Genomic DNA, 12,270 nt, shown 5'->3' with positions numbered 1-12,270 from the left:
TCCCGTACGCACCGACGTGCCGTACGGACAGCACCCGAGGTATCACTCCCATGCGCACCTTCACCACCAGGAAGCTCACCCTCGTCGGCGCCGTCGCCGCCACCGGACTCCTGCTCTCCGCCTGCGGATCGGACGACGGCATGAGCGGCATGGACCACGGCGGGACCTCCGCCACGGCCTCCGCGTCCCCGTCCCCGTCCGCGCCCCCGTCCGCGTCCGTTTCCGTCGACGACGCCGCCGCCGCTCCCGGCGCCTTCAACGACGCCGACGTCATGTTCGCCCAGATGATGATCCCCCACCACGAGCAGGCCCTGGAGATGGCGAAGCTCGCCGACGGCCGGGCCGAGGACCCCGAGGTCAAGAAGCTCGTCGCCGCGATCGAGCAGGCCCAGGACCCGGAGATCCGGAAGATGAAGGCCTGGCTCAAGGGCTGGGGCAAGCCCGAGTCCGCCGGACACGGCGCCGGGAACGCCGGCGGCAGCGGCCACGGCATGGCCGGGATGATGTCCGAGCAGGACATGAAGGACCTGGCCGCCGTCAAGGGCAAGGCCTTCGACCGGAAGTTCGCCGAGCTGATGATCGCCCACCACGACGGCGCCGTCGCCATGGCGAAGGTCGAGCAGAAGGACGGCCGCAACACCACGGCCAAGCAGCTCGCCGACGACGTCGTCCGGACCCAGTCGACCGAGATCGCCGAACTGCGGAAGATCCTCGACCGGCTCTGACCCGGCCCGCACCACCGGCTCCACCACCAGCGGCCGGTCCCTCCCCGGGGGCCGGCCGCGCCCCCGTACCCTCCTTCCCTCCGGCGAAAGAACGATGAAGAAGTACTCCCCCTGGGCCGCGGCCCCCGCCGCCCTCGTCCTCACCCTCTCCCTTGCCCTGACCGCCTGTTCCCAGGACCAGCCCACCGGCGGCTCCACCGGCGGCGCCCTCAGCCACATCCACGGCCTCGGCGTGCGCGGCGACACGCTCTACGTCGCCACCCACGACGGCGTCCACACCCCGGACGCCACCGGCCGGCCCACGCGGGTCGGCGATCGCCGGGACGACTTCATGGGCTTCACGATCACGGCCTCCGGCGCCTTCCTCGCGAGCGGGCACCCGGCTCCCGGCGCCGACGGGCCCGCCGACCTCGGCCTCGTCGAGTCGACGGACTCCGGGCGCACCTGGCGCGAGAAGTCCCTCGGCGGCGAGGTGGACTTCCACTCCCTCGACACGGCCCCCGACTCCACGGTCTACGGGTACGACAGCGCGAACGCACGCCTGCGGGTCAGCCCCGACGGCGTCACCTGGGAGGACCGCGCCACGCTCCGCGCCCTCGACATCGCCGTGTCGCCCTCCTCCCCGGGGACCGTACTCGCCACCACCGAGACCGGGGTGTCCCGCAGCACGGACGGCGGCAGGACCTTCGCCCCGGGGACGGGTCCGGTCCTCTCGTACGTCTCCTGGGGCGCTCCCGACGCCCTCTTCGGCGTCGATCCGAGCGGAGTCCTCTTCCGCGGTACGGATACGGGGACGCGTCCGGGTACGGCTTCGGGAACGGGGGCCGTCGTGGCGTGGGCCCGCGTCTCCGCCGTGCCGGGTGGCGCCCCGCAGGCGCTCACCGCCGTGGACGCCCGCCGTGTGCTCGTCGCCACCCAGGACGGGGTGTACGAGTCGCGGGACGGCGGGCGGACGTTCGAGCGTCGGCTCGCCGTCACCTCCGGAAGCGAAGGCCACTGAGGCCTCACCCCTCGCGTCGCTCCACGACCACCTCTCCGCCCACCACGACCGTCTCCGCGACCGTGCCCGGGATCTCCTCGGGCGCGACGCGGAGGATGTCACGGGAGAGGACGACGAAGTCGGCGAGCTTGCCGACCGTGAGCGAACCCCGCTCGTGCTCCAGGAAGTTGGCGTAGGCGGAGCCCATCGTGTAGCCCTCGACGGCGGTCTCGACGTCGATCGTCTCGCCCGCCGTCCAGGGCTCCCCTCCGTCCAGGGGGCGGCGGGTGACGGCCGCGTGGATGCCCACCATGGGGTCCATCTCGGCGACGTTCCAGTCGCTGGAGAGCGCGAGGACCGCCCCGGCCGTGTGCAGGCTGCGCAGGGGCCAGGCCTTGTGCCAGCGGTCGGGGCCGATGTTCTCGGCCCAGTCCTGGCCGGGGCCCGCGATGTCCGGGGCCGCGTGGCGCGGCTGCATGCAGGCGACGACGCCGAGTTCGGCGAAGCGGGGGGTGTCGGCGGGGTCGAGGCACTCGACGTGGACGATCTGGTGGCGCGCGTCGCGCGGCCCGTTCGCGGCGCGGGCGTGGGCGACGGCGTCGAGGACGGTACGGATGCCCCGGTCGCCGGTGGCGTGGACGAAGCACTGGAAGCCGCGCGCGTCGAGGCGGGTGAGCAGTTCGGCGAACTCCTCGGCCGGGTAGAACGTGTCGCCCCGATGATGGGCGCATCCGGCGTAGGGCTCCAGGAGTGCGGCCGTTCGGGGTTCGACGACGTCGTCGATGTACAGCTTCAGTGGCCCGACCCGCAGCCGGTCGTCCGCGAACTCCCTCGCGGCGGAGGCGAATTCGTCCAGGTCGGCGTCGGTGGTGCCGCGCGGGTGGAAGAGCGCGGCCACGATCCGCGAGCGGAGTCGGCCCTCGGCGCGGGCTCGCCCGAACAGGGCGAGATCGTCGAGGGAGTTCTGGGGTTCGACGACGGTCGTGATGCCGTAACCGATGGCGTCGTCGAGGCTCTTGGCGAGTCGGCCGTACTGCCGGTCGGGCGAGGCCCAGGGCAGGCCGAGCTCACGCAGGGCGCGGTGGCCGTCGCGGGAGAGGCCCTTGATCGCGAAGTCCTTGACGAATCCGGTCGGTTCGCCGGTCTCCGGATCGGTGACGGCCCGGCCGAAGGGAAGGTCGGTGTGGTCGCGGTCGACGCCGAGACGCCGGAGTGCGGCGGTGTTGAGCCAGGCGGTGTGCACGTCGTAGCTGAGGACGACGGCGGGGGTGTCGCCGGTGACCGGGTCGAGGTCGGCGGCCGTGGGCATCCGGCCGCCGGGCACGGCCGAGTAGTCGAAGGCCTCGGCCTCGATCCACTCGGCGTCGGGGTGCGCGTCGCGCCAGGCGCGGACGCGCTCGTGGATGGCGTCGAGGGTGCGGGCGCCGGCGAGCTGCACGCAGGCGTCGTCCGAGCCGAGGCGGACGTGGTTGTGGGCGTCGACGAAGCCGGGCAGGACGAGGCGCCCGCCGGCGTCGACGACCCGGGTGGCGGGCCCCGTCCAGGCGCCGGCGTCGACGTCGGAGCCGATCCAGGCGATGCGGCCGGCGCGTACGGCGAGGGCCTGGGCCTCGGGCAGCGCGGGGTCGACGGTGTGGATGCGGGCCCCGACGAGGACGAGGTCGGCGGGGGCGGGGGCCGTGGTGCGGGGCGCGGCCGTGGTGACGGGTGTGCTGTTCATGCGGGGTGACTCCGTGACGTACGTACGAGGGTGGCGCGGAGGGGCGGGGACGGCGCGGGGTCAGGCCCGCGCCGGGGCGACGGTGCGGCGTGCGAGGAGCACGTACACGAGGGCGGAGACGACCGCGCCGAGGAGCGTGAGGTCCGCGCCGCCGAGCGGCGCGACCAGGGGGCCGGTCCACAGGGCGGAGTCGCAGGTGAGGGCGGAGAAGAGCAGGCCCGCGAGAAGCGCGGTCATCCCCGCCGGATGCCAGCCCGAGCGGTACCAGTAGGCCCCGCCCGCGCCCGCGTGCAGGGCGGCGGAGTCGTAGGCGCAGCGCCTGAGCACCATGTCGGCGAGGAAGACCCCGCCCCAGGGGGCGAAGACGATGATCAGGAGGGAGAGGAAGGAGAGGAGCGAGGTGGTGAAGTCGGTGAGGAAGAGGGCGCCGAGGGAGCCCGCGGCGGTCACGGCCGCGCTGATGACGATGGCGCGCGCCCGGCTCCACGGGATGCCGAGGACCTGGAGGTTCAGGCTCGACGAGTAGAGCGTGATGATCGAGTTGGTGACGGAGCCGCCGAGGACGAGGGCGAGGAAGAGGGGCTGGAACCAGCCGGGGAGCAGGCTCTCGGTGCCGGCCACCGCGTCGGTCATGTCGACCTGCGTCGCCGCGGCCACACCGGCGACGCCGAGGGCGACGGAGGAGAGGAAGCCGCCGAGCGCGCCGGAGACGGTCACCGAGGTGAGGGTCGTCGTGCGCGGCAGGTAGCGGGTGTAGTCGGCGGGCATGGGGAGGTACGAGAAGGGGCCGGCGAGCATGACCACGAAGGCGAGGCTCCAGCCGGAGGCACCGGGTGCGGCGGAGGGCGCGGACGTGTCGGCGCCGGGCAGCACGAGGACGAGCAGCACCGCGAAGCCCACGGCGAGCACGTAGGCCATCCAGCGTTCGGCGAACTGGACGGTCGCGTGGCCCCAGAGGGCGACGGCGAAGGTCAGCGCGAGGGTGACGCCGAGCGCGAGGGCGCGGGAGGCGGCTCCGCCCTGCCAGCCGAGGTCCGTGAAGAAGGCGTCGAGGGCGAGCGTGCCGACCACGGTGTTCACGACGGTGTAGCCGACGCTGACGATCCAGTTGAGCAGACCGGCGGGCCAGTTGCCGCGCTTGCCGAAGGCGGCGCGGGAGATCACGAGGGTCGCGGTGCCGGTGCGCACCCCGCTCAGACCGGCGGCGCCGATGGCGAGGAAGGCGAGGCCGCCGAGCACGACGACGGCCGTGGCCTGCCAGAAGGAGAGCCCGAAGGCGACGGCGAGGGCGCCGTTGATGACGTAGGTGAAGGTGAGGTTCGAGCCGAACCAGAGCCAGAAGACGTCCTTGGCGCTGCCGTGCCGTTCGGCGTCGGGAATGGGGTCGATCCCGTGCTCCTCGACCTGGAACACCTCGTCCCGGGCCGTGGCCACGGGCGCCGTCTCGTGTCCGAGCACACCGCTCTCCTGTCTCGCATGCTGTCTTGAATGCCGTTCTAAGAGTTAGAACGGCATTCAAGATGGGTGATGAGTTCAGGCCACGTCAAGACCTCCGGAGGTTGCGGTTAAGGTCGATCTCGCACACAGAGCGACACGGGACAGGCACACGGATCGGGGACGGCGGCGGTGGCAGGGTCGGCACGACGGCGGGACGGACACGTCACCCAGGAGCGCATGCTCGAAGAGGCCATGGCGGCGATCGCCGAGGACGGCCTCGCCTCGCTCACCATGTCGGCGCTCGCGGAGCGGCTCGGCACGAGCGGCGGCCACATCCTGTACTACTTCGGCAGCAAGGACCTGCTGCTCCTCGCCGCCCTCCGGTGGAGCGAGGCCGCGCTCGCCGAGGAGCGTCGCGCCCTGCTCTCCCGGCGCATCACGGCCGAGCGCAAGCTCGACCTCTTCCTCCGGCTCTACCTGCCGCGCGGGCCCCGCGACCCGCGCTGGACGCTGTGGATCGAGCTCTGGGCCCGGACCCCCGGCAACACCGCGCTGCGCGAGGCCCAGGACGAGTTGGACCGGGGCTGGCAGGAGGACCTGGAATCGCTGCTGACGGCGGGCGTCGCCCGTCGGCGCTTCGCCCCCCTCGACGCGACCGCCCGCTCCTCCGAACTCCTGGCGCTGCTCGACGGGTTGAGCACCCGGGTCGTCCTGGGCCAGGAGTCCGGCCGGGACGCGCGACCGGCCCTGCAGGCGGCCCGCTCGGCGGCGCGGCTCCTGATCGCCCCGTACGACCCCGACACCGCCGAAGGGAACGGGGCATGACGGACCGTCAGTCCCGGTAGGCCTCCAGAAGGCGCAGCCACGCCTCGCTCAGCGTCGGGTAGGACGGTACGGCGTGCCAGAGGCGGGCGATCGGGACCTCCCCGACGACGGCGACCGTGGCCGAGTGGAGGAGTTCGCCGATCCCCGGCCCCACGAAGGAGGCGCCGAGGACGACCTCCCGGTCCAGGTCGACGACCATCCGCGCCTGCCCGCGGTACCCCTGGGCGTAGAGCCCGGCCCCGGCGACCTGCCGCATGTCGACGTCGACGGCGCGGACACGGTGACCCGCACGCTCGGCCTCGGCCAACGTGAGACCGACGGCCGCCGCCTCGGGATCGCAGAACACCACCTGCGGGGCGGCGATGCGGTCGGCGGTGGCCGCGTGCGCGCCCCAGGGGCCGGAGTCCACGTCCGGTGCGCGGTTGGCATCCGGTGCGCCGTTGGGGTCCGGTGCGGCGTTGGCCTCCGGAGTGCCGTTCGCCTCCGGGCCGGCGTCCGGCACCGGGCCGCCGTTCGCCCCCGCACCGCCGTTCGCCCCCGCACCGCCACTCGTCATCGCACCGCCGCTCGCGCGGGCCGCGATCGCGGCGCCCGCGATCCGGGCCTGGTACTTGCCCTGGTGGGTCATGAGCGCGCGGTGGTTGACGTCCCCGACCGCGTAGAGCCAGTCGCTGCCGGTGACCCGGAGGCTGTCGTCGACGTCGAGCCACGCGCCCGGTTCCAGACCGACCGTCTCCAGGCCGATGTCCCCGGTGCGCGGGGCCCGGCCCGTCGCGAACAGCACCTCGTCGCCCTCGACATGGTCGCCGCCCTCCAGGACCACGGTCACCGGCCCCGTGCCCCCGTCGCGTACCACGGCGGCGACCCGGACGCCGGTACGGATGTCCGCACCGCGCGCGGTGAGGGCCGCGGCGACGTGCTCGCCGACGAACGGCTCCATGCGCGGCAGCAGGCCCCCGCCGCGTACCAGCAGCGTGACCTTCGCGCCCAGGGCCTGATAGGCGGTGGTCATCTCCACGCCGACCACTCCCCCGCCGACCACGACCAGCCGCTCGGGCACCCGGCCGGAGCTGGTCGCCTCGCGGCTGGTCCAGGGGTGCGCCCCGGGGAGGCCGGGCAGGTCGGGGAGGACGGCGCGGCTGCCGGTGCAGACCGCGACCGCGTGCCGGGCGGTGAGCACGTGCTCGTCACCCTCGGGCCCGGTGACGGCGACGCGGCGGGCGCCGGCGAGACGGCCGTGGCCCCGGAAGAGCCGTACACCGATCGAATCCAGCCACTCCACCTGGCCGTCGTCCTTCCAGTCGCCGACGACGGCGTTCCGGTGGGCGAAGACCTCCAGGGCGTCGAGGGGGCCGTAGACCGACTCGCGCAGACCGGCGACCTTGCGGGCGTCGGAGCGGGCGAGAGCGGGGCGCAGGAGCGCCTTGCTCGGCATGCACGCCCAGTACGAGCACTCCCCGCCGATCAGCTCGCCCTCGACGATCGCGGCGCTGAGGCCGGCCGCCCGCACCCGGTCCGCCACGTTCTCACCGACCGGCCCCGCCCCGAGGACCACTACGTCGTACGCGCTCTCTTCCACCGCTCGTGTCATGATCCCAGTCTGCTGGCAGGTGTCCGGAATAGCGCGGCTCGATACGCCGTTGTGCCGGGCGAGTCCCCAGGGGACCGTGAGGACACCGCCAGGAGACCCCGAAAGGTAGGAAGCATGAGCACCGTAGAGCTCACCAAGGACAACTTCGACGAGGTCGTCAGCGGGAACGAGTTCGTCCTGATCGACTTCTGGGCTTCCTGGTGTGGTCCCTGCCGTCAGTTCGGCCCGATCTTCGAGGCCGCCTCCGAGCGTCACCAGGACCTGGTCTTCGCGAAGGTGGACACGGAGGCGCAGCAGGAGCTGGCCGCCGCCTTCGAGATCCGCTCGATCCCGACGCTGATGATCGTGCGGGACAACGTGGCGGTGTTCGCGCAGCCGGGCGCGCTGCCGGAGGCCGCCCTGGAGGACGTCATCGGGCAGGCCCGTCAGCTGGACATGGACGAGGTCCGCAAGTCCGTCGCGGCGGCCCAGCAGCAGTGACCCCCTGACGAGGGGTGAGCGGGAGGGGTACGGGAGAGCTTCCCGTACCCCTCCCGCTTCACGTGCGGGGGCTCACGTCGCGTCCGGGGCCCGTCACGTCCGAGGGCGCGGCACGTCCGAGGGCGCATCACGCCCGGGGCTCAGCGCTCCAGGACCAGCGCGAGGCCCTGCCCCACGCCGATGCACAGCGCCGCGAGGCCCGTGCCCGAGCCCGCCGCGGCGAGCTGGTGCGCCACGGATCCGGCGATACGGGCCCCGGAGGCACCCAGCGGGTGACCGATGGCGAGGGCGCCGCCGCGCGGGTTGACGATCTCCGGGTCGAGTTCCGGCCATTCGGCGAGGCAGCCGAGCGCCTGGGCCGCGAAGGCCTCGTTGAGCTCGAAGGTCGTCAGGTCGGCGAAGGAACGTCCCGCCTTCTCCAGGGCCCGCCGGACCGCCGCGACCGGGCCGAGGCCGAAGAGCTGGGGCTCGATACCGGTGACCGCCGACGTGACGATGCGGGCGAGCGGCTCACGGCCCGTCGCGCGCAGCCCCTCCTCGTCCACGAGGAGCAGGGCGGCGGCGCCGTCGTTGAGGGGCGAGGAGTTGCCCGCCGTGACGGTGCCGCCCTCCGGGCGGAAGGAGGGCTTGAGCTTCGCGAGGGCCTCGATGGACGTGCTGTCGCGGATGCACTCGTCCCGGGCCAGGTCCACGCCGCCGTACGGGACGACCTCGCCGTCGTACAGACCCTTGGCCCAGGCCTCGGCGGCCTTCTGGTGGCTGGCGAGCGCGAAGGCGTCCTGCCGGTCGCGGGTCAGGCCGTGCTTGTCGGCGACGAGCTCGGCGCCCTCGCCGAGGGCGACCGTCCACTCCGCGGGCATCCGCGGGTTCGTCATGCGCCAGCCGAGGGTCGTCGAGTGGAGCTGCTGGTGACCCGCGGGGAAGGCCCGCTCGGGCTTCTGCAGGACCCAGGGGGCGCGGGACATGGACTCGACGCCGCCGGCGATGGCGACCGACGCGTCGCCGAGGGCGACGGCGCGGGCCGCCTGGATGACGGCCTCCATGCCGGAGCCGCAGAGGCGGTTGACGGTGACGCCCGGGACGGTGACGGGCAGTCCGGCGAGCAGGACGGCCATACGGGCCACGTCGCGGTTGTCCTCGCCCGCGCCGTTGGCGTCGCCGAAGTAGACGTCGTCGACGCGGGCCGGGTCGAGCGCGGGCGAGCGGTCGACGAGGGCCTTCACCACGTGGGCGGCGAGGTCGTCGGGGCGCACGGCGGCGAGCGCGCCACCGAACTTCCCGATCGGTGTGCGGACGGCGTCGACGATGTAGACGTCGCGGATGCTCATCGGTTCTCTCCCACGTGACCTTCGGAACGACTCTGTTCGCCTGGTGAGGAAACTTTCGTTTCCGGCATGCGCCGCCGAGTCTGTGCCCGCCGCCGCACCGTGTCAACGGGCCTCTTCAGGCCGCACCGCGTAGAGAGTGCCAGGTCAGCCCTGGGAGGGCGCGGGAGGTGCCGTGGGGAGCGTGCTCGGCCTGGCGAGGTGAGGGCGCCGCGAGGCCGTCCGCGGGGGACCCCGGCCGGCACCCGCCGGGAATCCTCGCCGGACCCCGCGAGCACCGCCGCGCCTCCGCACCGGAAAGGCACACGGCCGCCCCGGCGAACGTCCCCGTCAGCCCCGCGCCGCCGGGCGGACCAGGACCGTGAGTCCGTAGTCGAGTTCGCGGCCGTCGACGAGCAGGGCCTCGACCGTCCGCGTCTCCGGGTCGACGTCGGCCACGATGCCGTGCCCCTCGTAGATCGGGTAGCCGGAGGCCCCCCGCCGGCCCGTGGCCTCGACGATGGCCGTGCGGACGGCGCTGTCCTCCACGGACGCGCCGCCACGGTCCTCGACGTGCGCGGGCACCAGCAGGATCTCGAAGCGCTTCGGAACAGTGCTCATGCACCGACGCTAAGCGCTCAGCTGGACTCCCGCCGGATGACCCGCGAGTCCAGCAGCGTGCGGGCGCGGGGCGGCTCGTCCGGCTCCCGTACCGCGCGGTCGACCAGCTCGGCCAGCTCACGGCCGACGACCATGTCGATCTGCACGGTGCTCAGCCGCGGACGCAGCAGGCGGCCGAGGAGCAGGTCGTCGGCGCCGATGACGGCGGTCTCCTCCGGTACGGAGATCCCGGCGTCCTGGAGCGCCCGCATGAGGAGCATCGCGTACTCGTCGTTGTACGCGAACACGCCGTCGAGCCCCAGCTCGCGCCACCGCCCGGCCAGCGCCTCCGCCGACTCCTCCTCGTACCGCAGGGGCAGGGGTACGACCGTGGCGCCGGTTCCCTCGACCGCGCGCCGCGCGCCGTCGAGGCGGGGGGCCGAGAACATGGCGAGGCCCTGCTCCTCCGGTACGACGACGCCGATCCGGCGCCGGCCGCCCTCGACGAGATGGGCCGTGGCGACCTCGCCGACCCGGTCCTGGGCCATGATCACGGCATGCGCGCCCTCGACGCGGCGGGTGCCGTAGGTGAACACGGCGCGGGCCCCGGAACGCTTGAGGAGCTGGACCCCCGCCGGCGTGAGGTCGACCTCGCCGGCCGTGATCACGGCGACGGGCCTCAGCTCGGCCCAGGCGCGGGCCGCGTCGTCGCCCTCCAGGCCGACGCTGCCGTACTGCACCACCGTGTAGTCGAGGCGCCGCAGCTCCCACTGGAGGTCGTTGAAGAACTGGCTGTAGAGCGGCCCGACCGGCACGTGGGAGCTCGGCATCAGCACCATTCTGCTGTGGCCGGCGCGCAGGCTGCGGGCCGCCGCGTGGGGTACGTACCCCAGCTCCTCGGCCGCCTCGCGCACCCGGCGGCGGGTGGGCTCGCTGATGCGGACGGCCGAGGTGTTGTTCAGCACGTACGAGACGGTGGCCCGGGAGACGCCCGCGAGGCGCGCGACATCGGCACTGGTCGGGACCGTGCGTCCGGCGGGTCGGTCGGGGGACTGATCGGTTGACTGGCTCATCGCTCCGGCATCTTTCCAGAACAATCCGGCACAGGGTCTGGCGGATGGCCTGATTTGAGTGCTACACAGTGCTCACACGTGTCACTGACACGTGTAACTCTATCGTTCAATCCGCTTCTCGCCCCCTCATCGGGCGATCTCCCCAGGAGGGCAACGTGGCCCTTTCCTCCCCCGGAACCGGCTCGGGCGCCGACACCACCGGCCCCGACTCCCCCACGGCCCCCCGGCCGACGCGGGGCCTGCTGCCCCTGCTCCTCGCCGGGAACACGGCGATGTACGCCCTGTACATCGGCGTGCCCGGCATGCTCCTCGCGCTCCAGATCGAGGGCATCGACCCGGCGAACAAGGTGGCGAACTTCGGCCTCGTCTCCGGCATATCCGCGATCTTCGCGACCGTCTTCAACCCGGTCGCCGGCGCCCTCTCGGACCGCACGGGACGGCGCAACCCCTGGATCCTCACCGGTGGCCTGCTCGCCCTCCCGGTGATGCTGCTGCTCGGCAGCGTCAACACGATCCTGCTGGTCACGATCGCCTGGTGTCTCGGCCAGGCCGTCATGAACATCTACCAGGCGGCCATCACCTCCGTGGTGCCCGACCGGGTCCCGATGGCCTCGCGCGGCAAGGCCTCGGCGGCCGTCGGCCTCGGCCTGCCCATCGGCTCCACGATCGGCGCCCTCGTCGGCGCGGCCTTCTCCGACGACTACCGCACCGGTTACCTGGTCTTCGGCGCGATCGTCGCGGGCACCGCCGTGCTGTTCAGCGCCTGCGCCCGTGAGGAGCGGATGCCCCCGAAGGCACCGCTGCCGGTCAAGCAGCAGATCGCGGCCTTCGGCAGCGCCCTCAAGGACCACGACTTCCGCTGGGCGTTCATCGGCCGGGCCCTGCTGATGCTCGGCTACTTCGCCGTGGCCGGTTTCCAGCTGTACATCCTCAAGGACCACACCGTGCTGCCCGACGGGCTCGCCCCCGAGGCGGCCGTCGCCATCCTCATGCCGCTCAACGCGGTCGCCATGGTGGTCTCCACCGTCCTCGGCGGCTGGCTGTCCGACCGTCTCGACCGGCGGAAGTTCTTCGTGGGCGCCTCCGCCGCGCTCGCCGCCGTCGCCCTGGCCATCCCGGCCTTCTCGACGAGCTGGACCGCGATGCTCGCCTTCTCGGTCGTCAACGGCCTCGGCTTCGGCTGCTACATGGCCGTCGACACGGCCCTGGTGACCATGGTGCTGCCCAAGGCCGAGGACGCCGCCCGTGACATGGGTGTCCTCAACGTCGCCAACGCGGGCCCGCAGATCATCGCCCCGTTCGCCGCCTCGCTCGTCGTCTCGCTGAGTGGCGGATACACGGCCCTGTTCGTGGTCGGCGCCGTACTGTCGGTGCTCGGCGCACTCGCCGTGCGCCCCATCCGCAGCGTGCGCTGACCGGCCGGTCGGCGCGCCCACCCGGGGGGTGTCCAGCGGATCAGGGGGTTGCCGATGCCCCTGATCCGCGGGACACCCCTCGGCGTTCGTCGGCAACCGCCGGCGTCCGTCGGCAACCGCT

11 protein-coding genes are annotated in these 12,270 nt (G+C 73.2%); 5 read left to right on the top strand and 6 right to left on the bottom strand.

What is annotated here, in order from left to right; translation table 11 throughout:
• Nucleotides 1-50: 50 nt before the first annotated feature.
• Nucleotides 51-725 (top strand): DUF305 domain-containing protein, encoded by a 675-nt coding sequence (locus tag OG580_RS32395; RefSeq protein WP_267047204.1) that lies wholly within the window; start codon nucleotides 51-53, stop codon nucleotides 723-725.
• Between the two features lie 94 nt (nucleotides 726-819).
• Entirely contained in the window at nucleotides 820-1,725 is a 906-nt protein-coding gene (locus OG580_RS32390) for a F510_1955 family glycosylhydrolase (RefSeq protein WP_267047203.1), read from the top strand.
• A 4-nt stretch (nucleotides 1,726-1,729) separates the two neighbouring features.
• Here OG580_RS32390 and OG580_RS32385 read toward each other — a convergent pair whose 3' ends face one another.
• Nucleotides 1,730-3,424: an amidohydrolase gene (locus OG580_RS32385; RefSeq protein ID WP_267047202.1), complete on the bottom strand. Its 1,695-nt coding sequence runs from the start codon at nucleotides 3,422-3,424 to the stop codon at nucleotides 1,730-1,732.
• Nucleotides 3,425-3,484: 60 nt separating this feature from the next.
• The gene (locus tag OG580_RS32380; protein WP_267047201.1) at nucleotides 3,485-4,882 is read right to left on the bottom strand and encodes a cytosine permease; all 1,398 of its coding nucleotides are present in this window, start codon (nucleotides 4,880-4,882) and stop codon (nucleotides 3,485-3,487) included.
• A gap of 168 nt (nucleotides 4,883-5,050) precedes the next feature.
• Here OG580_RS32380 and OG580_RS32375 point away from each other — a divergent pair, with 168 nt between their 5' ends.
• A complete protein-coding gene (locus tag OG580_RS32375; protein WP_267047200.1) occupies nucleotides 5,051-5,686 on the top strand; it encodes a TetR/AcrR family transcriptional regulator in 636 nt (211 codons plus the stop codon).
• Nucleotides 5,687-5,693: 7 nt separating this feature from the next.
• Here OG580_RS32375 and OG580_RS32370 read toward each other — a convergent pair whose 3' ends face one another.
• The gene (locus tag OG580_RS32370) at nucleotides 5,694-7,277 is read right to left on the bottom strand and encodes an NAD(P)/FAD-dependent oxidoreductase (RefSeq protein ID WP_267047199.1); all 1,584 of its coding nucleotides are present in this window, start codon (nucleotides 7,275-7,277) and stop codon (nucleotides 5,694-5,696) included.
• A gap of 114 nt (nucleotides 7,278-7,391) precedes the next feature.
• Between OG580_RS32370 and trxA the strand changes: the two genes are divergently transcribed.
• A complete protein-coding gene (gene trxA, locus OG580_RS32365; protein WP_267047198.1) occupies nucleotides 7,392-7,757 on the top strand; it encodes a thioredoxin in 366 nt (121 codons plus the stop codon).
• Between the two features lie 140 nt (nucleotides 7,758-7,897).
• Here trxA and OG580_RS32360 read toward each other — a convergent pair whose 3' ends face one another.
• The 3 genes from OG580_RS32360 to OG580_RS32350 all read right to left on the bottom strand — a co-directional run bounded on the left by OG580_RS32360 (nucleotide 7,898) and on the right by OG580_RS32350 (nucleotide 10,734).
• A complete protein-coding gene (locus OG580_RS32360; protein ID WP_267047197.1) occupies nucleotides 7,898-9,085 on the bottom strand; it encodes a thiolase family protein in 1,188 nt (395 codons plus the stop codon).
• Nucleotides 9,086-9,412: 327 nt separating this feature from the next.
• Nucleotides 9,413-9,682, bottom strand: coding sequence for a hypothetical protein (locus OG580_RS32355; RefSeq protein WP_267047196.1), 270 nt, complete (start codon nucleotides 9,680-9,682; stop codon nucleotides 9,413-9,415).
• 17 nt (nucleotides 9,683-9,699) lie between these two features.
• Complete coding sequence (locus OG580_RS32350) at nucleotides 9,700-10,734, bottom strand: LacI family DNA-binding transcriptional regulator (protein WP_267047195.1); 1,035 nt, start codon at nucleotides 10,732-10,734, stop codon at nucleotides 9,700-9,702.
• A gap of 155 nt (nucleotides 10,735-10,889) precedes the next feature.
• On the opposite strand from OG580_RS32350, the gene OG580_RS32345 reads away from it, so the two are divergent.
• Nucleotides 10,890-12,149, top strand: a complete 1,260-nt coding sequence (locus tag OG580_RS32345) for an MFS transporter (protein WP_267047194.1) — start codon at nucleotides 10,890-10,892, stop codon at nucleotides 12,147-12,149.
• Nucleotides 12,150-12,270 lie beyond the last annotated feature (121 nt).

Source organism: Streptomyces sp. NBC_00094 (assembly GCF_026343125.1).
In the GTDB taxonomy this organism is placed as follows: Bacteria; Actinomycetota; Actinomycetes; order Streptomycetales; family Streptomycetaceae; genus Streptomyces.
This window is presented reverse-complemented; position numbering and strand designations above follow the sequence as displayed.